Source organism: Mycolicibacterium alvei (assembly GCF_010727325.1).
GTDB lineage: Bacteria > Actinomycetota > Actinomycetes > Mycobacteriales > Mycobacteriaceae > Mycobacterium > Mycobacterium alvei.
In genome coordinates this window covers 3,595,234-3,620,243 of sequence record NZ_AP022565.1, presented here as the reverse complement: position 1 = coordinate 3,620,243, position 25,010 = coordinate 3,595,234, and the positions used below count along the sequence as shown (strand labels likewise).

The 25,010-nt window shown below is 68.3% G+C and carries 22 protein-coding genes, 1 tRNA gene and 2 pseudogenes; 15 read left to right on the top strand and 10 right to left on the bottom strand.

The genetic code is table 11. From position 1 onward, the window contains the following. Nucleotides 1-6: 6 nt before the first annotated feature. On the bottom strand, nucleotides 7-474 hold the full coding sequence (locus G6N44_RS17245) for an FHA domain-containing protein FhaB/FipA (protein ID WP_029110475.1): 468 nt from the start codon (nucleotides 472-474) through the stop codon (nucleotides 7-9). Between the two features lie 132 nt (nucleotides 475-606). Next, complete coding sequence (locus G6N44_RS17240; RefSeq protein WP_163665986.1) at nucleotides 607-2,052, bottom strand: FHA domain-containing protein; 1,446 nt, start codon at nucleotides 2,050-2,052, stop codon at nucleotides 607-609. A 275-nt stretch (nucleotides 2,053-2,327) separates the two neighbouring features. Between G6N44_RS17240 and G6N44_RS17235 the strand changes: the two genes are divergently transcribed. The 4 genes and pseudogenes from G6N44_RS17235 (at nucleotide 2,328) to G6N44_RS17220 (ending at nucleotide 4,104) form a co-directional block, all read left to right on the top strand. After that, nucleotides 2,328-2,410 (top strand) — tRNA-Leu (locus tag G6N44_RS17235). Nucleotides 2,411-2,759: 349 nt separating this feature from the next. Continuing rightward, nucleotides 2,760-3,062 (top strand): annotated as a pseudogene (locus G6N44_RS17230) (type II toxin-antitoxin system TacA family antitoxin); the annotation flags it as partial. Beyond that, nucleotides 3,059-3,565, top strand: a complete 507-nt coding sequence (locus tag G6N44_RS17225) for a GNAT family N-acetyltransferase (protein WP_163665985.1) — start codon at nucleotides 3,059-3,061, stop codon at nucleotides 3,563-3,565. The pseudogene G6N44_RS17230 and the gene G6N44_RS17225, both read left to right, overlap by 4 nt. Before the next feature lie 227 nt (nucleotides 3,566-3,792). Further along, the gene (locus tag G6N44_RS17220) at nucleotides 3,793-4,104 is read left to right on the top strand and encodes a type VII secretion target (protein WP_163665983.1); all 312 of its coding nucleotides are present in this window, start codon (nucleotides 3,793-3,795) and stop codon (nucleotides 4,102-4,104) included. A 3-nt stretch (nucleotides 4,105-4,107) separates the two neighbouring features. On the opposite strand, the gene G6N44_RS17215 is transcribed toward G6N44_RS17220, so the two are convergent. The 5 genes from G6N44_RS17215 to G6N44_RS17195 form a co-directional block, all read right to left on the bottom strand. Continuing rightward, entirely contained in the window at nucleotides 4,108-4,557 is a 450-nt protein-coding gene (locus tag G6N44_RS17215) for a lipoprotein LppJ family protein (protein ID WP_163665982.1), read from the bottom strand. 64 nt (nucleotides 4,558-4,621) lie between these two features. Next, nucleotides 4,622-6,445, bottom strand: a complete 1,824-nt coding sequence (locus G6N44_RS17210) for an alpha/beta hydrolase (RefSeq protein WP_163665981.1) — start codon at nucleotides 6,443-6,445, stop codon at nucleotides 4,622-4,624. An 83-nt stretch (nucleotides 6,446-6,528) separates the two neighbouring features. Beyond that, nucleotides 6,529-7,395, bottom strand: a complete 867-nt coding sequence (rfbA, locus tag G6N44_RS17205) for a glucose-1-phosphate thymidylyltransferase RfbA (protein ID WP_163665980.1) — start codon at nucleotides 7,393-7,395, stop codon at nucleotides 6,529-6,531. Between the two features lie 99 nt (nucleotides 7,396-7,494). Continuing rightward, nucleotides 7,495-8,268: a 4,5-DOPA-extradiol-dioxygenase gene (ygiD, locus tag G6N44_RS17200; protein WP_163670073.1), complete on the bottom strand. Its 774-nt coding sequence runs from the start codon at nucleotides 8,266-8,268 to the stop codon at nucleotides 7,495-7,497. A 30-nt stretch (nucleotides 8,269-8,298) separates the two neighbouring features. Then, the gene (locus tag G6N44_RS17195; protein ID WP_163665979.1) at nucleotides 8,299-8,943 is read right to left on the bottom strand and encodes a nitroreductase family protein; all 645 of its coding nucleotides are present in this window, start codon (nucleotides 8,941-8,943) and stop codon (nucleotides 8,299-8,301) included. Between the two features lie 195 nt (nucleotides 8,944-9,138). Between G6N44_RS17195 and G6N44_RS17190 the strand changes: the two genes are divergently transcribed. The 4 genes from G6N44_RS17190 (at nucleotide 9,139) to G6N44_RS17175 (ending at nucleotide 15,275) form a co-directional block, all read left to right on the top strand. Next, the gene (locus G6N44_RS17190) at nucleotides 9,139-11,067 is read left to right on the top strand and encodes a SaeA-related protein (RefSeq protein ID WP_163665978.1); all 1,929 of its coding nucleotides are present in this window, start codon (nucleotides 9,139-9,141) and stop codon (nucleotides 11,065-11,067) included. Continuing rightward, the gene (locus tag G6N44_RS17185; RefSeq protein WP_163665977.1) at nucleotides 11,064-13,538 is read left to right on the top strand and encodes a GAP1-N2 domain-containing protein; all 2,475 of its coding nucleotides are present in this window, start codon (nucleotides 11,064-11,066) and stop codon (nucleotides 13,536-13,538) included. Before G6N44_RS17190 ends, G6N44_RS17185 begins: the two co-directional genes overlap by 4 nt. Then, a complete protein-coding gene (locus tag G6N44_RS17180; protein ID WP_163665976.1) occupies nucleotides 13,531-14,688 on the top strand; it encodes a hypothetical protein in 1,158 nt (385 codons plus the stop codon). The genes G6N44_RS17185 and G6N44_RS17180 overlap by 8 nt, the downstream gene beginning before the upstream one ends. Before the next feature lie 83 nt (nucleotides 14,689-14,771). Beyond that, a complete protein-coding gene (locus G6N44_RS17175) occupies nucleotides 14,772-15,275 on the top strand; it encodes a pyridoxamine 5'-phosphate oxidase family protein (RefSeq protein ID WP_163665975.1) in 504 nt (167 codons plus the stop codon). Here the strand turns inward: G6N44_RS17175 and G6N44_RS17170 are convergent. Further along, nucleotides 15,272-16,239: pseudogene (locus G6N44_RS17170) on the bottom strand (pirin family protein). The gene G6N44_RS17175 and the pseudogene G6N44_RS17170 overlap by 4 nt on opposite strands. Nucleotides 16,240-16,284: 45 nt before the next feature. Here G6N44_RS17170 and G6N44_RS17165 point away from each other — a divergent pair. Further along, on the top strand, nucleotides 16,285-16,551 hold the full coding sequence (locus G6N44_RS17165; protein WP_163665973.1) for a DivIVA domain-containing protein: 267 nt from the start codon (nucleotides 16,285-16,287) through the stop codon (nucleotides 16,549-16,551). Between the two features lie 213 nt (nucleotides 16,552-16,764). Here G6N44_RS17165 and G6N44_RS17160 read toward each other — a convergent pair whose 3' ends face one another. Beyond that, complete coding sequence (locus G6N44_RS17160; RefSeq protein ID WP_163665971.1) at nucleotides 16,765-17,058, bottom strand: WhiB family transcriptional regulator; 294 nt, start codon at nucleotides 17,056-17,058, stop codon at nucleotides 16,765-16,767. A gap of 385 nt (nucleotides 17,059-17,443) precedes the next feature. On the opposite strand from G6N44_RS17160, the gene G6N44_RS17155 reads away from it, so the two are divergent. Further along, nucleotides 17,444-18,235, top strand: a complete 792-nt coding sequence (locus G6N44_RS17155; protein WP_163665969.1) for a transcriptional regulator — start codon at nucleotides 17,444-17,446, stop codon at nucleotides 18,233-18,235. On the opposite strand, the gene G6N44_RS17150 is transcribed toward G6N44_RS17155, so the two are convergent. Next, the gene (locus G6N44_RS17150) at nucleotides 18,236-19,735 is read right to left on the bottom strand and encodes a MinD/ParA family ATP-binding protein (RefSeq protein WP_163665967.1); all 1,500 of its coding nucleotides are present in this window, start codon (nucleotides 19,733-19,735) and stop codon (nucleotides 18,236-18,238) included. A gap of 392 nt (nucleotides 19,736-20,127) precedes the next feature. Here G6N44_RS17150 and G6N44_RS17145 point away from each other — a divergent pair, with 392 nt between their 5' ends. Genes G6N44_RS17145 through eccA form a run of 5 tightly spaced genes read left to right on the top strand, consistent with a single transcriptional unit; the run spans nucleotide 20,128 to nucleotide 25,008 of the window. Next, nucleotides 20,128-21,570 (top strand): EspA/EspE family type VII secretion system effector, encoded by a 1,443-nt coding sequence (locus G6N44_RS17145; RefSeq protein WP_163665965.1) that lies wholly within the window; start codon nucleotides 20,128-20,130, stop codon nucleotides 21,568-21,570. 31 nt (nucleotides 21,571-21,601) lie between these two features. Continuing rightward, nucleotides 21,602-21,913, top strand: coding sequence for a type VII secretion target (locus G6N44_RS17140; RefSeq protein ID WP_163665963.1), 312 nt, complete (start codon nucleotides 21,602-21,604; stop codon nucleotides 21,911-21,913). 14 nt (nucleotides 21,914-21,927) lie between these two features. After that, nucleotides 21,928-22,776 carry an ESX secretion-associated protein EspG gene (locus G6N44_RS17135; protein ID WP_163665961.1) on the top strand — a complete coding sequence of 283 codons (849 nt, stop codon included), beginning with the start codon at nucleotides 21,928-21,930 and terminating at the stop codon, nucleotides 22,774-22,776. A gap of 14 nt (nucleotides 22,777-22,790) precedes the next feature. Then, a complete protein-coding gene (locus G6N44_RS17130; RefSeq protein WP_163665959.1) occupies nucleotides 22,791-23,291 on the top strand; it encodes a YbaB/EbfC family DNA-binding protein in 501 nt (166 codons plus the stop codon). Further along, nucleotides 23,284-25,008, top strand: coding sequence for a type VII secretion AAA-ATPase EccA (gene eccA / locus G6N44_RS17125; protein WP_163665957.1), 1,725 nt, complete (start codon nucleotides 23,284-23,286; stop codon nucleotides 25,006-25,008). The genes G6N44_RS17130 and eccA overlap by 8 nt, the downstream gene beginning before the upstream one ends. Nucleotides 25,009-25,010: the final 2 nt, after the last annotated feature.

Here is a 25,010-nt window from a genome sequence, read left to right as displayed (position 1 = left end):
GCGCGGTCACGGGCGCAACTCGATTACCGTCTTACCGATTCGGACCGGCGTCCCGATCGAAACCCTTACCGCTGTTGTCACCTTCGCCCTGTCAAGGTATGTGCCGTTGGTCGATCCTAGGTCCTCGACGTACCACTCCGAACCCCGTGGTGAGAGCCGGGCGTGGCGCGTCGAAGCGTAATCATCGGTGAGCACCAGAGTGGAATCGTCGGCGCGGCCGATCAGTACCGGCTGGGCACCCAAAGTGATGCGGGTACCGGCTAGTGCGCCCTCGGTGACCACCAATTGCCGCGCGATATGGCGTCTGTCCCGACTCGGTAGAAGCGAGCCACGGAGAGCCAACCCCCGGCGCACCATCACCGCGCCGGTGGGCGCGTAGATATCGGTCCGCAGGATGCGCAGCACCGACCAGATGAACAACCACAACAGCAGAAGGAATCCGACACGCGTCAGTTGCAGCACTAACCCCTGCATCTGACGTCCTCTCCGTATCCGCCCCACTGGTATCGCTCAGCTACCGTCGGCAAGGTCACGATACTTGGACAGCCTTCGCCGTGAGGGCGAAGCGGGGTGCTTGCCACTCAGGTGTGTCCGGTCTCGTCAGGTTCAGTGCACGCGCACGATGATCTCGGAATGGCCCAGCCGGATCACGTCGCCGTCAGCCAGCTGCCACTCCTGCACCGGTGCGTTGTTCACCGTGGTGCCATTGGTGGAGTTGAGATCTGACAGCAATGCGACCTGACCGTCCCACCGGATCTCGAGATGCCGACGTGACACCCCGGTGTCGGGCAGACGGAACTGTGCGTCCTGACCGCGGCCGATCACGTTGGCGCCTTCGCGGAGCTGGTAGGTGCGGCCACTGCCGTCATCGAGCTGGAGGGTGACCATAGCGCCGCCTGCGGCATAGTCACCTCCGCCGTAGCCGCCCTGCTGGGCGCCGTAACCGGGCTGGCCGCCCTGTGGTGCGCCGTAGTCGCCGCCGCCGTAGCCACCCTGCTCGGCGTAGCCCTGCTCCGGGTAACCGCCGCCCTGCTGGGGCTCGGCGTAACCGCGACCGTAATCCTGCTGCTGGCCGTAGTCCTGGCGCCCGTAGGCCTGGGCGCCGCCGCCGTAGCCACCCTGCTCGGGGTAGCCCCCACCCTGGCGGGGGTCCTGACGTCCGTAGTCGGCGTCACCGCCGTAACCGGGCTGACCACCCTGCGGGGCCTGGGGAGGCTGGCCGTAGGCACCGCCCTGCTGACCGCCGTAGCCGCGGTCATAACCGCCGCCCTGCTGTCCGCCGTAACCGGCGGGCGGGCGCTGCTGCTCGTAGGACTGCGGAGGGTAGCCGCCCTGGTCCGGATAGCCGCCCTGATCGGGGTACCCGGCTTGATCGGGATAGCCGCCCTGATCCGGGTACCCGCCCTGGTCGGGGTAGGCACCCCGGTCGCCACCGTATCCGCCGCGTTGCGGGGCGTGGGCGCCCTGATCCTGAGGGGGGTAACCGCCCTGTTCCGGCGGGTACTGACCGCCACGGGGGTCATCCTGAGGGTGGCCGTAGCGGTCGTCGTAATAGTCGTCGCCGGGCCGCCCTTGTCCCTGGCCGCCGCGGTAATTCGGGTTATCGGTCATAGGTGGTTCTCCTGATTCTGCGGTGAACGCATGGTCGCCTTGGGCTCGCGCGGATTCGCCAGCGGTCGAATCGGGGTTGACAGCGCCGCGTGCGCGGAACTGTCCGGTGTGCAAATTCGGTGATTGCTCGAATCTAACGACCACATCACCATACGTTTGCCACCCCTGATCACGAATGAATCCCCCCAGATGTCTGGCGAACGCGGTCGAGGTCAGGTCGGTATCGGCGCTTACCTTCTGATAGTCAGTGCCACTGAGCGTAATTACGTAGTCGTTCGGCGCCAAAACCCGGCCACCGGCCACCGTACGGGCTCGGGACTCGGCTTCCCGGCACAACGCCGTCTCTACTTCCTGAGGCACTATCGAGCCGCCGAAGACCCGAGCGAACGCATCGCCGACGGTCGACTCGAGTTTGCGTTCGATGCGGTCGACCAGACCCATGCCACCGCCCGCCTTTTCTCGTTGTCGTACGTCGCCTCGACACGGGCAACCCGTGCTCCCGCGTGTCGCTCTGGCCACACTGCTCACAAGCATGGTATCGGCCTGGTGCCGTAATGCGGGACCAACAGAACTCTGAGAATTCGATCGTTGCAGGTCAGTGACCTGATCTAGTTGATGTTGAGGACATTCTCGCAGTCCGAAGGCCGCCCCATCGGCCCGCTGATCGGGCGGTTTGAGAACGACGCGCTCGCAGTGTTACGCTCCCTCGGTCATTCGGGCGAGTGGCGGAATGGCAGACGCGCTGGCTTCAGGTGCCAGTGTCCTTCGGGACGTGGGGGTTCAAGTCCCCCTTCGCCCACAGTGAGCGGTTCTACGTAACCGCAGGCATAAAGGTCACGAACCTCAATTGGGTTCGTGACCTTTGTGTTTTGGTGGGGTTTGGCTGAGTGAACCTCCTTTGCGGCACCGCATCTCCAACCCGCTGGAGGTGTGATGGGCGGTCACACCGAGGACATCCTGACCGAAGCGCAGCGTGCGACTGTCATCCGGATCGTTGGCGAGCCGGAATCCCTTGCAGTGATTGCTGATTGAATGCGCTTACCACGGACTGAGCGGCCCCGGCACTTCAATCCCGTGAGTCAGCGCGTGTTCTACCTCAGTGCAGCAGCGCATCGCCACTGTTCAGAGGCGTGCGCGATACCCCGTTCCATTGTGTGCCTGATAGGCACACAATGGTTGGCATGGCGACGAAGACGAAGCGTTTCGCGGTGCGCCTGACCGCTGAGCAGGACGCGCTGATTCGTCGTGCCGCCGAAGTGGAGGGGACCGACCTGACCAACTTCACCGTGACCGCGACGCTGGCTCATGCCCGCGATGTGCTGGCCGATCGCCGGCTGTTCATGCTCGACGGGCCGGCCTGGTCGGAGTTCGTCTCGGTGCTGGACCGGCCGGTGTCGCATAAGCCGCAGCTGGAGCAGTTGTTCGCGAAGCCCTCGATCTTCGACGAGTGAGCGGCTACAGCGCGCCGCGGCCGATCAGCGCGCACGATGTGGTCGTCGGCTTCGACAGTGGCGAGCCCAGCCTGGATGAATACCTGCGACGGCGCGCCCTGGCCAACCACGTCGAAGGTGCCTCCAGGTGCTTCGTGACCTGCCGGGACGGCCGCGTCGTCGGGTTCTACGCGCTGGCCCCGGCGGCGGTGGAGCGCGCCGGTACACCAGGGCGGGTGCGGCGCAACATGCCCGATCCGGTGCCGGTGATCCTGTTGTCGCGGCTGGCGATCGACCACAAGGAACAGGGCAAGGGCTTGGGCGCGCAGCTGCTTCGGGACGCGATCACCCGCGCGGTGGTCGCCGCCGAGATCATCGGTGTGCGGGCACTGCTGGTGCACGCTCTGCATGAGCAGGCCCGAACGTTCTACGCGCACTTCGACTTCGAGCCGTCACCCACGGACCCACTGCACCTGCTGCTGTTGATCAAAGACGCCCGTGCCCTGCTCAGCCCGCAGAGGTGATCGCTGATGCTCGACGCGGAGGAAGGGTCGCAGGAGAGGGGACACCCGCGCGTGGCCGCGGCAATCAGGTGGGGTTTCGGACGGGAGTCTGCGAAGGAGTAGAAGCGGTCCATAGCCGCCCGGCCCTCGAGGCCTGCAGCCCGAATTCTGCTGTCGAGGCGGTGATCCCGACCGACGTAGACTCGATCTGTATAGGCGATATCCGGTTCTGGCGAGGGGCATTCGACGTGAGCGACGAGACCTTGAAGGTTGACCCTGCGGCGTTGACGAGTGCCGCCACGGCGTTCAATCAGGCAGGTGCGCAGCTGTCCGGGCTGGGCGCGGATGGCCCGTTGGGCGAGGCCGCGGCCGGGGTGCCGCAGCTGGTGACGGCCGGCGCCTGCCGACAAGCGCAGTCCGCGGTGGCAGCCGCCACCACCGCGGTCGCGGAAGCGGTCAATGCCTATGGGAGCAGCCTGGACAGCGCCGCGAGCCAGTACGAGGCACAGGATCAGGCCGCGGCCGGCTCGATCAACAAGGTCGAGGTTCCGGACGGTTAGGCCTCAGCTGGTGAGTTCGGCGCGGATGTCCTGTTCGTCGGCGCTGTGGTCGCCGGCATTGCGGCATTCGCCGTAGATCTCGATGTATCCGCGGTCGGGATGGTCGGGGTTGGTCGCGATGATGGCCATCACCTCGCCCAGGCTCATGGCGCGTCCGTGTGGCTTCTTGCCGGCCGGGGCTCCGCTGCTCCACCCGTCGGCGACCATGGCCGCGGTGATCTTGTCCAGGTAGGCCTCTTTGTCGACCTCGGCCGGGAAGGTGAATCCCATCCCGACCTGTCCGCGGAACGGGGCGGCTTCCTGGTCGGTGCAGGAGTCGAATTCAAAAGTCGCGCCGCGCAGTTGCAGGCCGACCGCCTGGACCAGCCGTTTGGCCGGGTCGACGACCTGTGCGCGGGTCTGCTCGTCGCTCATCTGCGGTCCGTCGAGGTCGGCCGAACGCTCGGTTCCCATTGCGCATCCTCCTAGCAGTAGTACGACTGCGGCCGTTCCCAGCGCCGCGAAGCGGCGTGCACGGTCAGTACTGGTGGTCTTTGGTGACGGTGCCACGGTCGCCTTCCGGGTCGTTGAGGGCGGGAGTGCCCGGGATGCGAGTGTCCCAGTCGGGCAGGTCGATCGGGGGGAGTCCCGGCAGATCCAGTTTGTCGGGCAGGCCGATGTGCGGCTGTTTGCGCCCCTCGGCGGTCAGCCCGTTGTCGGCCAGCGTCGACCCCTCACCGTTGGCGATGTCGGTCATGGCACGAAGCGATTCGCTGCCTACGTCGTAGTAGCGGGAGTGGTCGCCGAAGTCCGGCAGGCCGCTGCGCCCCGGCACTTCGGCGTCGAAACGTACCGAGCCGAAGCCGTCGCCGGCCGGGTCCCGCCCGAGCCCGGCCTCCGGACCCAGCGGGTAGTTGAGCTCGCGGTTGATGATGTCGGGGAGCGGGCCGGCCTGGCCCAGCCAGGACACCGGGTCGCTGGAGGAGGCTCCGACGTACACCTTCCCACCCTCGGGCAGGTTGAAGTCGGCGGCGCTGCCGGCCAGATCCGTTCCGGGGCTGCCGATCAGCACGGCGTTGTCGGCCTGCATGCCGCTGGCGGCGAAGGCGTCGGCCACGGTGGTGGAACCGTAGGAGTGCCCGATGACGGTGACGTTGGACTCGGCACCTTCATGCGTGGCGGACAGCCCGTTGACATCTGCGGCCAGCAGGTCAGCGCCTGTTCTGGCCAGGTCGGGGGTGGCGATGCGGGGGTCGGTCGGACTGTCGGGGGCGTCGTAGCCCATCCAGGCGATCACCGATGTCGACTCGTCGGGGTTGCCCAGGCGCATCTGGTCATAGAGGTTGGTGGCGTTGTCGCCTTCCAGCCAGCCGTCTTTGACGCTGCTGCCGGTACCAGGGACGACGACCGCGGTGTTCTGCGCCTTGTCCGGGTTGCCGATCGCCACCGCGGCCTTGCCCTGGCCACCGAACGCCAGCGGATCGTAGGCCCACAGCATCACCGGGCGGTCCTGCTTGCCTTCGGCGGCCATCTTGTCCAGACCCTTCTGGGTCTGCACGGCATTGGTGTAGCGGGTGGCGTCGGCGCTGCTCAGCCCGTAGGCGCCCGGATTGGCCAGCACCTCCTCGGTGGACACCCCGTGTTGCTCGGCAACATCGTTGACCCGGGCCAGATCATCTTGCAGCACAGCCTGATTCACCTGGTCGCGCACCTCGGCCGGAATCCCGTTGAGGTTGCCCAACTCTGGCGGGTGGTCGGCGATGAGCTGGTTCTGCTCTTGCTGGCTGAGCGAGTCCCACCACTGTTTGACACCCTCGGCATCGGTGCCGGGCGGGGGCAGTTGGCGCGGGTCGCCCAGGGTGCCGGGCGTGGTCTCGGGCACCGGGCCGCCCAGCGCCGCCGCGATGGCTGCCGCGGTCTGGTTGTCGATCTGGGCGAACGCGGCGAGCAGCTTCTTGATGATGGCTGTCCACGCCGGCGCCAGCAGCCGGAGGATCACCGGAAATGGGGGAGGGGTGGCGGTTCCGTCGTCGGCGACCTGCCAGCCGGTGCCGCGCAGCATCTCGACAACGAAGAGCACCGCGGTGCGGGCCGAGGACAACTGGGAGCCGCCGGACTGCAACGCCTCCTGTAACGCCGAGAGCCGGGCCCGCAGTTCCTCCTGCCGGTCGAGGTTCTGCTCGGCCTTGGCGACGGCGGCGGTGGCCGCCTTTCCCTGCCACGACGCCCGCAGATGGGCCAGGGCTTGACGTTGGGACGCGATCGCCGCGTCGAGTGAGGAGATCTTGCCGCGGATGTCGGAGGCGGCAGTGACCAACTGCTCGGGTTGCGACGCCTGCACCGTCGACACCGTTACCGACAACTCCGACCCCCTCGCATCTGCGTCCCATCCTCGCACGGTGCGCGGGCCGCCTCGGACACCAATCTGGTGTCGCTGCAAGGCGACTACGTGCGGTTCAACAACTCCAGCAGGTAGTCGCCATACCCGGATTTGGGTAGTTCTCCGGCGCGGGCCGCCAGCTGATCGTCGTCGATGTAGCCGTACCGCCACGCGATCTCCTCGGGCACCCCGATCTTGAGACCCTGGCGGCGTTCGATGGTGCGGACGTAGTCGCTGGCGTCCAACAGCGAGTCGAAGGTGCCGGTGTCCAGCCAGGCCGTCCCGCGGGCCAACACCTCCACCGAGAGCCGGCCCTGCTCCAGGTAGATCTGATTGATCTCGGTGATCTCGTACTCACCGCGAGCGGATTTGTGCAGGGACCGCGCCATCTCGACGACGTCGTTGTCATAGAAGTACAACCCCGGAACGGCGTACTGGGATTTGGGGGTGGCCGGTTTCTCCTCGAGGGACAACGCGGTCCCGTCCGGGCTGAACTCCACCACACCGTAGGCCGTCGGGTTGGCCACCCAGTAGGCGAAAATCGCTCCGCCGCTGACATTTTGGTAGCCGCGCAGGCTGGTGCCCAGGCCGGGTCCGTAGAAGATGTTGTCGCCCAGTGCAAGTGCCACCGAATCGGTGCCGATGTGGTCGGCGCCGATCACGAAAGCCTGGGCCAGGCCCTCGGGCTTGGGCTGGGCGGCGTAGGAGAGGTTCAGCCCGAACACCGAGCCGTCACCCAGGAGGCGCTGGAACGCCGGCGCATCGGTCGGGGTGGTGATCACCAGGATGTCGCGGATGCCGGCCATCATCAGGGTGGACAGCGGGTAGTAGACCAGCGGCTTGTCGTACACGGGCAGCAGCTGCTTGCTGACCCCCATGGTGATCGGATGCAGCCGGGTGCCCGAACCGCCGGCGAGAAGTATTCCGCGCATGCCTGCCTATCCCTTGAGCGCGTCTACCGGCGCTTTCTGGCAAAACTTGCCCGCCACCTTATCCCGCCGGACCGTGCGGATCCGGTGAATTGGTTCGGCTCAGCCCAGCACGTAGGACGCCATCGACAGCGATCCGTAGCTGTACCCGGTGACCAGGGCGTCGAGCGCGGCCCCGGACTCTGATGCGGCACCGGCGAGGCCGGCGAAGTAGAGCAGCGGGATGAAGTGATCGGGGGTGGGGACGGCCGCGGCGTAGTCGGGGTGCGCCTCCAGGGCGCGGATGTCGGCGGGGGAACTGGCCAGCTGTTCGCGGGCGGCGTCGTCGAACCGCTTGGCCCAGGCGAACCCCTCCTCGGGGTGGGCAGGATCCATGCCGGCCAGGTTGTGCACGATGTTGCCGCTGCCCAGCACCAGCACCCCGCGGTCGCGGAGCGGCGCCAGCTTCGCACCGAGCTGCAGGTGGTAGTCGGCCGGCCGGTTGGCGTTGATCGCGAGCTGCACCACGGGAATCGATGCGTCGGGGAATGCGTGCATCAGCACCGACCAGGTGCCGTGGTCGATTCCCCAGCTGTCTATGTCGGCCCCGACCCAGGTCGGGTGAACCGCGTCGCTGACCTCCTCGGCCAACTCCGGTAGCCCCGGGGCCGGGTACTGGACCTCGAACAGTTCGCGCGGGAATCCGTAGAAATCGTGGATGGTGCGTGGCCGCGGCATGGCCGTGACGGCGGTGGCGTTGATGTACCAGTGCGCGCTGACCACCAGGATCGCCCGCGGACGCGGTACCGACCGGCCGAAAGCGCGCCAGGCCGTGGTGAACCGGTTGGACTCGAGGGCGTTCATCGGGCTGCCGTGCCCGATGAACGCGGCGGGCATCGGCGCGGGTGCTGGACCCATGAATCCAGCCTAAGACGCCGGGTTGTCCCAGTGATCCATGCGGACCAGCTCTTCGACCGGGCGGCGTCGCACCGGCCCGTGGGAACCGCGTGGCCAGCCCACCACGACGTGGCCGGCCAGCATCCAGTCCTCCGGCACCCCGACGGCCTCGCGCAGCAGCTGTTCACCGCCGTAGGAGGCCCAGCTGGTCAGACATGCTCCCAACCCCTGGGCTCGTGCGGCGAGCAGGAAGTTCTGCATCGCCGGAAAGATCGAGCCGCCGAGCAGCAGCTCGGAGGCGGTGGGGAAGTGCTGCTGGGTGAACAGTACCGAGGTGAACTCGCCTGCCCGGTCGTGCAATTCGTAGGTGGCCCGGTTGGTCCTGGCGCGCCGGCTGGTGTCGTCTGCGGCGGGTCGGGTCATGCGGTAGACGGGTTCGATGACGGCCAGTGCCTGCGCGGCCGCCTTCGCGACGACGGCGCGCTGTTCGGCCGAGCGCAGTACGACGAACCGCCAGGCCTGGGCGTTGGCTCCCGACGGCGCCCACACCGCGGCCTGCAGGCAGCGGGTCAGCGTCGCGTCGTCGACCGGTTCCGCGGTGAATCGTCGGATGGTCCGCGCGGTGGACATCACTTCCCACACGTCATCGCTGGCCGACGAGCTGGCAGAAGGCATGTGCCGAACTTATGTCGTGGCGCAGCACCCGATCGCATCGGCCCGGCCGGCCATGTGGCGGTGACGGGGCCGCCGCTGCGGTAGCGTTTCTGGTTGTGCAGGCCAGTGTGGGTCTGACACCTAAGGAGTTCGCGCTGTTCGAGCTGCCGGAGCAGGTGACATAGCGCTCATGTCCGGTGGGGATTTGGTGTTCTGATGCCCGATCTGTATCCCGTCGACGATCCCGACGACGAGGATCCCCGGCTGGCGCCATTGCTGGCCTGGCGTCAGCAACTGGTCGATTCCGGCGCGGTCGCAGCACGCAGTTTCAAAGAGGCCCATCTGCGGCTGGTGCTCCGGTCCGGGCGCACCGACGTCGAGCAGATCCGCGAGATGTTGCCCGGGTCGGTCGCCGAGCACGCCGAGGAGATGGCCCGGTTACTCGCCGAGCTGGAGACCCAGGCCCCCGACAGTTCGCCGCAGAAGCCACCGTCGCCGGCCGGTGACGTGCACCCGATCGCGTTCCGCCACGGCGAGTCCCGCCCCGGCGTCGTCGAATTGAGTTGGCCGGACTACCAGGCCAATGGGGGAGTGGTGTTGTACCGGGTGGTCAGCGCCGAGGATCGGGCACCCCGATCCTCGGAGAACGCCGACCTCGTCGCCGCGACGCCGTTGTCGGCAGCCAGCGACGACCGGCCGTTGACCGGGCCCGTGCGCTACTACCAGGTCTGGGTCATCACCGGGACGTCCCGTGCCGATGCCCTGAGCACCCGGCCGGTGCTGCATGCCGGCGGGGTTCTGGTCGCCCCGCCCGCTGACGTGTCCATCGGAGAGGACAGCGGGCTGGTGATCGGGAAGTGGACGGCACCGCCCTCGGTGAATTCCGTTCACGTGTACCGCATCCCGGCCGACGAGGCCGACGGTCCCGCGATCGACGAGTCGCGCTACCGGATCCTGGCCGACGGCGAGCACCGGTCCGGTTTCGTCGACTCGGGGGCGGCCCGGGGTATGCGCTATCGCTACCGGGTGCGGTGCGCGGTCGAGGTCGACGGGGGAGTGCAGCTGTCCGAACCGGTCGACGCCGACGTCGAGGTGTCCGCGGTACTCGCCGCGGTCACCGACATCTCGGTGGACACCGCATTCGACGGCGAGTCCTTCGACGTGTCCTGGGCGTCGCCCGGAGCGGAGGTGGCCCTCTATCTGAGCCAGACCGGTCCGAGTGCCGGCGGTGTCTCCACCGAACTTCCCGAGAACGCCCTCGAGCAGGTGGGGTTGGCGCCGGACTTGCGGTTGCCGCTGCCGGTGGCCCACCAGGCACAACTCGACGGCAACAACCGCACACTGATGGCCGGGGTGCCCTGGCCCCAGGGGTGGAGCCGGGCCTACGTCACGCCGGTGACGATCCTGGCCGGACGGGCCGTGCTGGGCCGCACCGTGTCGGCCGTGCACACCGGAACCATCCGCGACGTCGAACTCGTCGAGTACTGCAACAAGCAGGTGCTGACGTTCGAATGGCCGGCCGGCGCGGCCGGAGTGGTGGTGACGCTGGCACCGACCGGGCATGACCCCCGGGCCGGACTGACGGGCAGGTCCTTCGAGATCTCGCTGGAGGACTACGAGAAGTACGGCGGCATGCACCTGACCGGGGCGCTTCCGGTGGGTGGATGTTCACTGCACCTGGCGCCGGTGGCGTTCTCCGGTGGGCGACGCGTGACCGGACCGGTGGCCGGCATCGAGTACCCGGGCATGTTGAGGCTGCAGTACGCGGTGCGGATCGGGCGCGACCCGGCCGGCTATCCCACCACGGCCACCGTCGCGGTCCGTTCGGAATATGAGGTGCCGGGCGCTCCGGCGTTCGTTCTGGTCAACAATCCGCAGCGGATACCGTTGAGCGTGCACGACGGTCAGCCGGTCGACGTCGCGCCACTGGACGCGCAGGGACAGCTGGCGGATCACCCGTCCAAACATATGGACTGGACGGCGGCGACCGCGTCGGGCGCGGGAGAACTGTGGGCCGCGAACGTCAGTGGCCTGCACGGCTGGATCCGGCTGTTCCTGAACATCGCCGACCCGCTTCAGCTGCGCACGGTCGCACTGCTGGACCCGCCGGTGCAGACCTTGCAGCTCACCACGACGGTGTTATGACGTCGCGTTACGGCCAACTCGCCTACACCTCGTTCGATGCCGTCGGGACCGCCGGTGGCTGGCAGCTCAAGGAAACCAGCGGTGGGCTCACGCCCACGGAGACACAGGCGTTGATGGCCGGTGTCCACACGGTCTTCCGACCGGTGGGGCAGACGCCTGATTTCCCCACCCCCGAGCAGCTCGAGCAGGGTCCGCGCCGGCTGGCCTACCGCTACGTTCCCGACGGCGCCGGCTACTGGCACACCTTCCCGGCCGGGTCGGACAGCACCGGCAGACCGGGCAACGTGTTCGCCCACGTGTTGTTGGATCGCGCGCCCGAGACCCATCCCCGCTGCCGGGCCATCCAGCGGTGGCGCTCGCCGCATTGGCTCCAGCCTTACGGCGCCGCCGCGGTGGCCCGCGCCGAACTCCCCGGGGATCTGCCGGAACTGGGCGAGGCGGTGACGAAGGACAGCGTCGTCGCGTTCGCGCTCGATACCACCACCTGGCGGTTGGCCACCCTGTTCGCCCTCCTGGATGCGGTGGCTGCCGCGCTGGCGGACGGGCCGCCGGTGGTGCTGGGCGTGGAGTCTCCGGACGCGGCGGCGCAGTGGATCGGTCTGGTGAGTTTCCTGATGTCGCCGGGAACCGCGGCGAGGCTGAGCTTCTCCACCTTCGATCGTGCCGATCAGGTCGCGTTGCACGGCGGTCAGGTGCTCAGCGCGGTGCCGATCGAGGATCTTCCGGCGATCGAACCGGGCGTGGTGGTGATCAGCGAATCCGAGACCGTGTCGCTGGGTGAGCTCGGCGGCGATCCGCACTGCACTGCGGGCGGGCACCGGATCGAGGTGACCCGGTGGTCGGTGATGGCGCAGGTGGTGCTGCTCGACATGGCCTCGGCACGCGGTGTTCTCGACGACATCGACACGTTGTCCAGCCAGGTGCGCGATGACGGGCTGCATCCGGCCTGGCCGATCGCGATGGCGGTGGCCGGGCGCCCGGAATTCGCCGACGCGCAGGTCGAGGCGCACGAGGTGATCGCTGCGTACTCTCCGGCGGGTGCACTGGTCGGATCCGAGGCCGCCCACATCATCGCCGATGTGCTCGCGGCCGCGGTAGGTCTGACCACGGCCGACGCCTGGCGGGCGCGGTACGAGTTGCCGGACGGGGCAGGGGCGACGTACGCCGACGCCGCCTACTTTGCCCGGGCCGTCGCCGACGACGCCTGGATGGCTCAAGACGGACCAATTCCTTTGGGGCCGAGAACGTTTCACGGGAAACCAACGCCTTCGTCGCTGCGGGTGGCCATCGGGCCTGCGCTGGAGCGCGCCCGGCAGCAGGGCGCCGACCGGTTGCTGCGGGTCGTTGACCTGCTGTTGCGGGCCGGGGTCGTCGATGACCGGCTGTCGGCGGCGTTGGCTGACGACGTGATGCCCGGCCTGGCTGACCCGGCGGTGCGCGGGTTGATCGGAGCCGCCGATCGGCTGTCGTTGGGTGTGTGGTTGCTGCACGACGGCGACGCTGACGGCAGCGCCATCGGTGACGACGTGCTGGACTGGCTCGCCGAGGCCGCCCCGGTGCCCGATCCGGCCGAACTCGTCAGCGCCCAGCCCTGGGATTCGGTGTGGATCCGCGCTGCGCTGCGGGGGCTGCGGTCGCGCCGGCGCGGTGCCCGGGACCCAGGCGATGCCGGGGCGCAGTTGTGGTGGCTTCGGGTGACCGATCCGGAGAAGTTCGAGGCCGCCGCGGCGGCCTCGGTGTGGAATCCGTCGGATCTGCTGCTGGCCGTCGGCGCCGAGAAGCTCCCGGGCCGGGCGGCGGTGCGCACGCTCGTGGGGGGCGCGGATTCGGCCGCGATGCGCGAGTTGGCCGCCAAGGTGATCGACGACAACGAGAACGGCGACGGTGTGGTGGTGGCCTGTGCGGCGGTCCGCCACATCGAGCCCCGCGACTGGCTGCATCAGCGTTATCTCCACACCCATCAGAGCCCCTATACGCCGCTGTGGGAGCAGGTGCTGGCCGAGTGCGAGCCGGAGTCGGTCCACCCGGACTTCTCGGTGCGGTTGCTGACGTTCGCGCTGTTGGGCGTGCTCGCCGCGCAGCCCTACCCGCAGGCCTGCAACGCGTTGGCCGCCGAGACCGGTTGCGGCACACGGGCGGTGGAGCGGGTACTACCGTTGGTCGACGGCGGTCAGTTGGCGCCGGTGACGGTGGTGGCGATCAGCCTGTTGCGGACCGCGGCCGCCGAGGCCGCCGGCTATGCCCTTGCTCCGGTGGATCGGCTCGCGGGCGTGCTGGCCGGGAAGCTGGCTGCCACCATGGGAAGCGCCGACGCCGAATCCGTGGTGGTGTTGATGGCGCAGTTGTCGGGTGATTGCTCTGAGGGGACGATGCGCGGGTATCGAAAGATGGTGACCAGGCTGGCGACGCGTCGAGGCGGCCATCCGTCGTTGGCGGAGCGACTGAGGGGGAGCCGGGGCCGAGATGAGTAAGTGCCCGCGTTGCTTCACCTTGTTGAGTCCCAACAACCATCTGTGGACGCTGCCTGCCCAGGCCGGCGGCACCCGGTACCGCGACGACGTCGCCACCGCCTACGTCGGGGCACCCGCCGATTGCGGTCCGCTCTACACCTGGACCCGCAGCCCCGGCTACAACGGTCCGCCGCCGCCGACGTCGGAGGCCGCCCGGGCGTTGCAGGGTGCCGCGGTGGAGATCTGCCCGGTCTGCCACTTCACCCTCCCCGAGGGTTTCCGGGAAGGCCACGCCATCTGCATCGCGCTGGCCGGCGCACGTGCCACGGGCAAGAGCCTCTACATCGCCGTCCTGATCAAGCAGTTGGAATTGCTCTGCGAGCGGTTCGGTGTGGTGCTGGAACCGGTCACTCGGGCGACCGTCCAGAACTACGCCACCAACTACGAGGGCCCGCTGTATGTGCAGCGGGGCCTGCTGCCGCCCACCCCGACGGTGCACACCCAGGCCCCGAATCAGCGTGAGCCCCTGGTGTTCTCGATCGGTGTCTGGCACGGCATACGCCGGTTCCTGGTGCTGCGCGACGTGGCGGGGGAGGACCTGGAGAACGGTGACCTGCGCGCACCGCCCTTCCAGTTCTTCGGCCACGCCGACGCGGTGTTCTTCATGTTCGATCCGCTGCGGGTCAAGGCCATCCGCGATCAGCTGCAGGATCTGCTGCCGCCCCAGCCGTTCAGCGGTGGGGAACCGCGTTCGGTCCTGGGCAATGTGCTGTCGGCGGTCAACCAGGGTCAGCCCAAGCTGGCGGTGATCCTGTCCAAGTTCGACGTGCTGCGCGCATTGCGCGACGTGCAGGGCGCGGAGTGGGCGCTGGTCATGTCCAACGGCGGTGCGGCCTTCCTGCGGGACACCTCCGACGGCAAGCAGTACGACGACGCCGACGGTCAACTGCTCGACCAGGAGGTGCGCAGCCTGCTGGTCCGTCTGCACGGCAGCTCGATCGTGGCGGCCGTGGAGAACCCGTCAACGGGTGCGCGGCTGCCCAGCCGGTACTTCGCGGTGTCTGCGCTCGGCCATCCGCCCACCGGAAACCGCTTGCATGCCAGGGGTATTGCCCCGTTCCGCTGCGTGGATCCGGTGCGGTGGGTGACCTCACAGTTCGGCGTGCTGTAGCCGGGCGGTGGGGTTACCGACCGCGTTCGCGGGTGGTCGTGCGGACGTGGCTATGGTGGGCTGACCGATCAGAGAGGTGACAGGTGGGCAAGAACGAGCGCACGAAGATCGTCATGGGCGATGACGAGATCGCCGAATTCATCGAACGCAGCCGGACCGCGACGATGGCCACGGTGCTGCCCAGCGGCCGCCCCCACCTGGTCGCCATGTGGTACGCCGTGCTCGACGGTGAGATCTGGTTCGAGACGAAAGCCAAATCGCAGAAGGCGGTCAACCTGCGCCGCGACTCCACGATCACGGTGATGATCGAGGACGGCGACACCTATAACACCCTGCGCGGGGTGTCGATCGACGGCACCGCCGAGATCGTCGACGACCCGGAAACCATTCTGCGCGTGGGCATCAGCGTGTGGGAGCGCTACACGGGCCCCTACACCGAGGAGATGCGCCCGTTCGTCGACCAGATGATGAACAACCGCATCGCCGTGCGGGTGGTGCCCAGCCGGCTGCGCAGCTGGGACCACCGCAAGCTCGGGCTGCCCGAGATGCCGGTGGGCGGCAGCACGGCCCAGTATCTGAATTCCTAGCCGGCCGGGCGCGGCCGTGGCTTGAGTCGCCCGTTCGGCAGGGGCGGTGCGGGTAGTCGGGAGATGTGGCCTTCGTAGCCCTGAACGTCGCCGAACCGGGCGTCGTTGGTCTGCCAGAGTTCTCGATAGGTCGCGATGTCGTCGTGGCTGCGGCCGACGAAGTTCCACCACATCACCAGTTCCTCGGTGAACGGCGGCCCGCCGAGCAGGAGCGCCCGGGCCGGGCCGTCGCCGCGGTTGGCCAACCGCAGCTGGGTACGCCCGGGGCCTGATAGCCCAGATCGGCGACAGCCAGCGTGGTGCCACACACCTCGATCGCGCCCTGATCGAGCAGCACGCCGTGTTCGAACGCCGGATCGACGTCGAGCGTCAACTCGGCACCCGGCTCGAGGTCGATCTGGGCGCCCAGCAGCGGCGTGAAGGTGTGCACGGGGGATCGTGAGTCGGCCAGCTCGCCGAGGAACACGCGGAGGGTGGCGCTGCCGACGGTCCGCGGCGGGGGTGCGTAGTGCGCGAAGTCGCGGTCGGTGTCGCGGGCCGCGTCGGGCAGGGCCACCCACAGCTGCGCGCCGTGCAGGATCGTCGTCTCCGGCGTCGACACCTCGGAATGGCAGATCCCGGCCCCCGCCGTCATCAGGTTGAGCTCGCCCGGTCGGACCACGGCGTGGACACCGGCGCTGTCGCGGTGCTCGATCAGGCCCTCGAAAAGCCAACTCACGGTTTGCAGTCCGGTGTGGGGATGAGGCGGCACATCCATGCCTCGGCCCGCGGTCCGGACGTCGTGCGGACCGTAGTGGTCGGCGAAACACCAGGCGCCGATCATGGACCGATCCCGCTGTGGCAGGGTGCGCCGGACGAGCAACGCGCGCGGTCCCCCCAGCGGTACCTCGCGCGGGTGCAGCACGCCGCTGAACTCCGAGCTGGCGCACGTGACTTCGCCCGGCGCCGTATCGGTATTGCTCATGAACCTCACGGTAGCGGTGTTCGGGCAAACCCAGGCGCGGTTAACATGACCGGCATGACCGGGGGATTGACTGCCGAAGACGTTCGCAGCACCGAATTTTCGAAGTCGAAGTTGGGCAAGCGGGGTTATCACAAGAAGTCGGTCGACGATTTTCTGGCGCTGGTGGCCCGGCGGCTCGACGGGCGGGGGCACCTCGGTGCCGATGACGTCCGCAGCATCGTGTTCCCGAAGCCGCCGATGTTTCAGCGCGGCTACGACGAGGACGAGGTGGACAGCCTGCTCGACGCGGTGGTCGTCACGCTCGAGCGATAACGGAGAAGAAGTTCGGGGACGGTGCCGTCACTGCGCCTCGCGGCGAGTGGTCGCTCGAAGCGACGGTTCTGGTGTGGGGCCCGGGGCAATGCCCGGCACCGTCTGCGGGTGTAACGACACACCCCGGGCCCCTATTCCTCCCCCAGTGGAAACCTGCCCTCGCCCTGCCGTCCCCTCGAATCGGCAGGGCAAGAGCGGAAAAAGATCTGAGGATCAGGCGGCTTCGGGGAAGACCAGGCCCAGCTTGCGCACCGGGTAGCCGTTGCGCTCGGCGAGCGATCGCAGCTGCTTGAGCGCGAAGCTGCGGCCTCGGCCCGCCTCGGGAACCATGATGCCGGCCCAGAGCCCTTCCGCGCGGGGCAGTTCGCAGGCCTCGCGAGCGCACAGCCAACGCCGCGGGCATTCCCGGCAGATGACCTTCGCCTGCTCGTCGGGGGTGGCGGTCCACCGCTCCGGGTTGCTGGTGCAAACGCCGAGCGGGATGCCGTTGGACATGAGTGCGTTCATGCTGCTGCTCCTGTAGGGGCTCCGGTTGCGGTGTGTACCGCGTTGGGGGGAACGCTATAGCAACAACCGTAGCGATGCAACAGTTTGGTTCAAACCGCTGCAGCGCAACGCTACGGATCGTTGCATCCGTAATGACGCAGGACCACCAGCGGAAAGCCTTGATGTATCCAAAATCGCACGTCAGGGCGCCAACAGGTACTTCGCTGTACCCGTAGCAGAGCTTCGGTTTGTCCCGCCGAGAAGCCGTAGCATCGGAGTTGTTTGCTGTGGGTGAGAAAAAACCAAGGCGTAGCGGTGCTGCGGTCTGGGGTTAGGATTGAGGGGTCCCGGCAACCGCTCCAGCATTTGCGCTGAAGCTGAGCACATCGGCGAGGAACAGCCCCGTATGACCGACGCTGAGTACGATCTCGCCACCGGTGAGTTCGATGTCGGACTCATCCGCGCCGGTGCTGCCGCGGCAGCCCGCCGTCGCGAACTCGACATCAGCCAGCGCAGCCTTGCCGCCGACGGAATCATCAACGCCGGAGCGCTCATCGCGTTCGAAAAGGGTCGCAGCTGGCCCCGCGACCGCACCCGACTCAAGCTCGAAGAGGTGTTGCGCTGGCCGCCGGGCACGATCGCCCGGTTGCGTCAGGGCGGACCCGTACCCGATCCGACGATGCCTGCGCCGGCCCACATCGACCCGCCCACCGTGGTCAGCGTGCAACCGGCCGCCGTGCCGTTGTCGACGACACCGCCGGCCAGCGACGAGGTACCGCTGATCGCCCAGGCGGTCCTGACCGCGGTGAACACCCTCGAGTCGACGATCGACACGTTGCCTGCCGTCGGGGAACCGGAGTTCACGCCGCGGGTCACCTCGGTCCTGGCCGACCTGCGTCAGCTCGAGGCCGTCGCGGCCCGTGCGGCGCGGCTGAGCATGGTGACCCCGGCGCTGATCAAGGCGCTCAGCGCGGTGCGGCGTCAGATCGATGAGCTGACCACGCTCGCGGCCACGGCGCCCGGCGCCACGCTCGGGCAGCGCCTCTATGCCGCCCGTCGGCAGTCGAATCTCACGATCAGTGAAACTGCCACGGCCGCCGGTGTTTCCGAGGACATCGTGGCGCGCGCCGAGGCGGAGTACCCGGTCGACGCTCCTGCGGTCCACGCCTTGGAGGGGCTGATCGGCGCAATGCGCTGATCAGCCCGGCGGGCGGTCCCGCCGGTCGTCGTGCGTCGGGAAGTGTTCGGCCAGAGCCGCGGCGATCTCGAGGAACCGGCGCCGGGTCGGGGTCGACATCTCCCGGGGGTCGACGACGCCACCGGGGCGCAGATGCCCGTCGAACGGCACCTCGATGACCCGCTGGCCCTGGCCCGAGAACTGCCCGGCCAGGATCGTGCGCGTGCGCTTGTCGGCGTGGCCGTCGGAGTCGTTGAGTACCACGACGGTGCGCTGCAGCAGGTCCGTCATCTCGTGGGCGGCCAGCCAGTCCAGCGTCTGTCCGGCGGTGGCGGCGCCGTCGACCCACGGGGAGGACACCACGATCAGGCCGTCGAGGTCGCGCAGCACCTCCTGGGTCACCGGCGAGTCCATCGTCGAGCTGCAGTCCACCACCGAGATGGAGAAGTGCCGGTCGAGTCGGGTGGTGGCCTCGCGGTAGATGGCCGCGTCCAGCACGCGGCGGCGGGCGGGGGTGCCCTCGCCGGCCAGGACGAACAGACCGGCGGCGTTGGTCCCGACGCGACTGCGCACATCGGCGAACGAGTCCAGGTGTTTGTCGTTGGCCAGCTCCCAGTACGAGCTCTGCGCCTGGGGGTCGACGCGGCTCCCGAGCTTGCCGAAGGATGTGTCGGCGTCGATGGCCACCACGCGATCGTCCTGGCGCAACTGGGCGAAGATCGATCCCACGCTGGCCGAGACGGTGGTCTTGCCGACCCCGCCCTTGCCCATCACCCCGACCTTGTAGTGGCCGCGCAGGAGCCCCTTGATCTTGGCCTCGAGCTCGGCGACCCGAAGGTCTTCCGGCGACGGGCCGGGGTTGATCATCCCGAACGTGGCCCGGTACACGAACAACCGCCACCCGCTGCCCGGTGGCTGACGCTTCGGCGGAACCAGGTCGTTCACCCGGATGCGGTCGGCGTATGACCCGGTCGGCGCTCCGGGTACGGCGGCCGCACCGGGATCCGGGGCGAACCCGCCTTCGGCCGGCCAGGGCTGACCGGGTGGCGGTCCGTACGGCTGCTGCGGCGGGCCTCCCGGGCCTGGCGGGCGCTGCGACGGAAGCTGCCAGCCGGGCGGGTTCTGCTCCCACGCATCCGGCCGGTGTTCGGGCTGACCGATGTTCGGTGGTGGGGCGGGGGGTGCCGGAGGGGCCGGCGGGGCCGGAGGTGGCGGAGGAGGCGGCACCTGTTGCTGCGGCGGTGTCGGCGGTGTGGGAGGCGCGGGGGGCGCTTCCCGGAACGTGCTGCGCGCGCGCTCGGCATCGCGGTCCACGGGTACCACCTGCGACGGTCCGGGGTCGTCGGGGTCGGTACCGGCCGGAATCTTCGACGGCACGAAATCCACCGGGGGCCGCCCCGGTAGCGAGGGTGGCGGCTCTGGTGGCTTGCGGCGGGTCGGCCGCGTATCGGGTTCGAAGTGTGATTCCTCCGGACCCGTCCAGCCGAGCTCTCTGCGCAAGGTGTCGTCGGGGTCGGGCACGCCTGAATCTCCTCCGGAACTCATACTCGGGAACTTTGTCCGTGTTCAAGTATCGACTACAACCCGTCCGGCTTGCAGGGTCCGCCGGTAATCGGGCGGAACTGACGTCATAGCAAATTGGCGTGGCAACGCCCGTAGGGCGTCACAAGCCGCCCGACGGAGCGTCGGGCGGTACCGGTGAATCGACGCTGCGCCGCCATCCCGGTGATGGCCCACGGACGTAGGCCCCACTGCCTGGGATGCCGGGAGGAAAACGGTCGTTCGCCGGTAATAAGTAGTGGTCGGAGCGAGTGCGGGCACCGTCATCCGGAGGCTGTCGGAGGCGTGAAATTGGTGCGATGACCGGGTCGAATGCGCTGGTAATCTCTGTTCCGGCGAAGGGGACACGGGGTATGGGACTGCTGGGGGAGATTGCCGATTTCGGCAAAGGCGTGATCGAGAGCAACCTGAAGTGGACCGAGCGTGCCGCGAAGGCCGGCTCGCGTCTGATCAGAGCCGCCCGGTCACCGATTCTGGTCGCCGGCCAGCAGACCATCGCATCGATGAAGAGCAGCACCGGGGTCGGCGATCCGGAGAACGGGCAACGTTTCGATGCGGGGGCCGACACCATGGGCGAGGTCGGGCAGGTGCTCGTGTCGGCCTTCCCCGACGACAGCTGGGACAGCAACGGGGCCAGCGCCTACGCGGGCCGCAACAGCGAACAGGTCGGCCGGGTCCAGACGATGCTCGGGTTGGACACCATGGTGGCCGAGGTGTTGTCCACCGAAGCCGGCCAGATCGCGGCCACCCGGGACAACCTCGACGGACATTCCGACTGGCTGGGTGCGATGAGCCTGCTCACCACGAGCGCGGGCATCGTTCCCGGTTTCGGGACGGCAGCCCAGATGACCGCCGAGTTCGCGATGGTGGCCAAGGCCGTCGGCGACTCGAACAACGACCTGCGAACTCTGTGCGGCCATATCGACGAGAACGCGGCCGTGCTGCAGAACGCGGCGGCGCAGTACCAGAGCCTGGCCGGCGGCGCCACGCTGACCGGCGCGGAGTTCGAGCCGCCGGCCGGCGACCCCGAGGTGTCGGCACCGGGAGATTCCGGGGCCACGGATCCCGGCGTCCCCACGGGCGGTGGCGATGTTCCGTCGGGCGGCGGCGGCAGCGTCCCGTCGACCGGCGGCGGGGGAGGCACGCGACCGGGCTCCGCATCGGGGCCGGGGATGCCCACGGACTCCTCAGGTATGGGCGCTCCGCCGTCCGATGCGGCCGCGAACGCGGCCGGTGCCCTGGGCGGGATCCTGGGCTCGCTGGTGAGCCCGCTCAGCGGAATCCTCGGCGGGATCAGCCAGGCTGTCGGACAGGCGGTGCAGGCGGCAACCCAGGCCGGGACCCAGGCGGCGCAGATGGCCGGCTCGACGGCCGGCCTCGCCGACGCCGCCGAGATCGACAAGGCGTCGGGCGTCACCGGTCTCGATGTGGCCGACGAAGGCGGCCAGGACGACGCGAATCGGGACGGCCGCGACGAGGACGACGAGAAGAACGTCGAGGACCGTGAGAAGGGCGACGGCGAGGAGCAGGTGGGCGAGCCCGAAGAGGGCGAGGTCGGAGACGTGCCTGACACCGATTCGGCGGGCGGCCCGGCCGATCCGCTCGGTGTCGGCGCGGACGACGAGGCCGCCAAGACACTGCCCCCGGACCTGGAGGCCACGGCCGCCGGAAGCGTCGCTGCGGGTCCGGCTCCGGTGCACGTTGGGGCCGATTTCGAGCAGGGCCAGCTGCGAGTGGCAGCGGCGGCTACATTAGACCGCGGTGTACCCGGGTCTGCGGCCGTGATCGACAGGTAAGAATTCGGGGACAGGGATCGAGGGGATTTGCATGGCGGGTGATTTGCGGGTTGCCACCGCGCATTTGTACGAGCTATCGGCCAAACAGGGCCAGGCGGCGACCAGTCTGACCGTGGCTACCAGCGTGGTCGAAGGTGTCGACAGCGCGGTACGCCTGACGCATGGGCCGATTTCGTCGTCGACGGCCTCGGCCGTGGCGTCCGCGCTCAACGCGCGCCGCGCCGCGGGAGCCGGTATGGCCAACGTGTCGCGCGAGCTCGGGGCGAAGCTCTCTCGTGCGGCGAGCGGGTACGACCGGACGGATTCGACGATGTCCGGCGCCGTCAACGGAACTGTTCGGTAGAGGCGGAGCGGACGATGACTACTCCTTTTGGCGCCGACGCGAATGTCCAGGCGATCGACGATGTCGTCGGGGTCGAGCTGACCATCGACGGGATCCTGGTGGTCGCCGACAAGCTGGGGTTGACCGACTTCCCGCCCTCGATGGGAATCCGGTTGAACATCCCGCAGCCTGATCTGCGCGCGGTCGTGTGGGAACAGGTGACCCGTGATCTCACGGCCCAGGGCGTGCTGGATGTGTTCGGCAACCCCCACCCCGAGGTGGCGGCGATGCTCGACACCTTGAGCCGGCCCGAGCGGACCCTGGAGGGGCGCTGGTGGCGGCGCGACCTCGGCGGCAAGATGATCCGATTCGTGGTGTGCCGCAAGGGCGGTCGGCACGTGGTCGCGGCCCGCGACAACGACATGCTGGTGCTGCAGCGGGTGGCCGCGCAGGTGGGTCTGGCCGGCATGGTGATGACCGTGCTCGGCGAAGGCCAGCCCGCCAGTGTCGAGCCGTTGACCGGGGTCGCGGCGACCCTCGCCAGTTGCAGAACCGCCGACGAGCTGACGGGCTACGGCATCCCGCCGACCTCGGCCCGGGTCTACGCGAACATCATCTCCGAGCCCGAGAGCTGGGTGGAACTCGTGGTGTCCGAGCGGAATCCGGGTGGCACCATCGCCCAGGTCGACGTGGCCGCCGGTGTGCTGGACTCGAAGCAGGGACGCATCGTGTCCATTCCGCGTCGGGTGAACGGGGAGCTCTACGGCAGCTTCCTGACCGGGACCAGGGACAACCTGCAGCGGGCCTTGGACGGTTTGATCGAATTCCTGCCATCGGGTTCGTGGTTCGACAAGCCTGATCCGGACAGCTCCTACGCGTACTGAAAGGGGCCGCCACGGTGGGTGATTTTCCGCCACTTTCTCCGGATGACGATGACGACTATGACGAATCGAACGCAGCCGCCCTCGATGCACTCGGGACGTACGACGATGTCGTGTCTGCCGACGACGAGGTATCCGGCGACGGGTTTTCGGAGGGGTCCGGCAGTGACGACGAGAAGCTCACGTTGCCGCTGTTCACCGTCACCAATCCGCCCGAAACGGTCACGGTGACGGTGTTCATGGATGGCCGGGTGCACGAGATCGAGTTGGCACCGAACATCACCAATCTGACCGAACGGGATCTGGCCGAGGAAATCCTGGTGGTCGCGGGCCTGGCTGCTCAGCAGGCCAAGTCCGCCCAGTACTCGTTCATGCTCGCGGGAATGCGGGAGCATGGACACGACGACGCGGCGACCCGCGACTTTCTGAACCGTGACCTGGATCTACCTACCCCGGAGCAAGCAGATGATGCTCGGGCCCAGGTCTTTTCGACCCGCTATGGAGGCGACGATGGCTGACCACCTTGCTGGAATGTTCGGTAGCGCGGTGGGCATGCTCTCCGGCTCGCCGGCCCGTTCACTCGAGATATTCACCGAGATAACCGGTTACGACGAAACCGCCTGCGATGCGTGGGTGGGACGGATCCGCTGTGGTGACACGGACCGGGTGACGTTGTTCCGGGCCTGGTACTCGCGCTCGAACTTCGGCCAGTTGGCCGGTGCGGCCGAGATCTCGATGAACAGTGTCGGCGCGAGGATCCCGATCGGCGGCATCTTCGGGAAAGAGATCTCCTACCCGATCAACTCACCGTTGGCGATCACCCTGGGATTCGCCGTGCAGGAGGCGAACGAGGGCAACTTCGCCGACGCGATGGAGGCCCTGGAAGACGCCCCGGCCGGTGGGTCCGAACATCTGGTGGCCTGGGTCAAGGCGGTGATCTACGGTGCGGCGCAACGCTGGACCGATGTGATCGACCAGGTGCGCGGCGCCGATCAGTGGCCCGACGCCTTCCTTGCCGCCGCGGCCGGCGTGGCTCACGGCGTGGCGGCTGCCAACCTGGGGTTGTTCACCGAGGCTGACCGGCGCCTCACCGCTGCGGACGGTACGCCGGCAGCGGCCGCCTGCTCGCGGCCCATCGCCTGGTTCCTGGCGATGGCCCGGCGCGCCCAGGGCAACGAGGAGTCCGCCCAGGTCCTCCTGGAATGGTTGCAGGCGAACTTCCCGGAGCCCAAGGTCACGGCGGCACTGCGGGATCCGGCCTATCGGCTGGAGACCACGACGGCCGAGAAGATCGCGGCCCGCACCGATCCGTGGGATCCGGCCAGCGTGGTGGCCGACACCTCGGCTCGGGACAAGCTGCTGGCCGAGGCGCAGGCCGAACTCGACCGTCAGATCGGCCTGAGCCGGGTCAAGGAGCAGATCGAGGCCTACCGGGCCGCGACCCAGATGGCCCGGATCCGTGCCGCCCGCGGCATGAAGGTCGCGCAGACGTCCAAGCACATGATCTTCGCGGGCCCTCCCGGTACCGGTAAGACGACGATCGCGCGGGTGGTGGCCAACATCCTGGCCGGCCTCGGGGTGATCGCCGAACCGAAGCTGATCGAAACCTCGCGTAAGGATTTCGTCGCGGAGTACGAAGGCCAGTCGGCGGTGAAGACGGCCAAGACGATCGACCGCGCCCTGGGTGGCGTGCTGTTCATCGACGAGGCGTACACCCTGGTGCAGGAGCGCGATGGCCGGGCCGACCCGTTCGGTACCGAGGCGTTGGACACCCTGCTGGCCCGGATGGAGAACGACCGTGACCGGTTGGTGGTGATCATCGCCGGGTACAGCAATGACATCGACCGTTTGTTGGAGGCCAACGACGGTCTGCGTTCCCGCTTCGCCACGCGCATCGAGTTCGACTCGTACTCGCCCGACGACATCGTCGAGATCGCCAAAGTCATTGCCAAGTCGAATGATTCGTGGCTCGACGATGACGCCTGCAAGCGCGTCAACGAGGCGGCCTCGCTGTTGAGCCAGCGCACGCTCAACAACAAGCCCGCGCTGGACATCGCCGGTAACGGTCGCTACGCGCGGCAGCTGGTCGAGGCCGGTGAGCAGAACCGCGACATGCGGCTGTCCCGGTCGTTGGACTTCGAGAGCCTGGGTGTCGAGCAGCTCAGTGAGGTCACCGGAGAAGACATGTCGGCGGCGATCACGGCGGTGCACTCTCGCCTGAACATCGGCGAATAGCG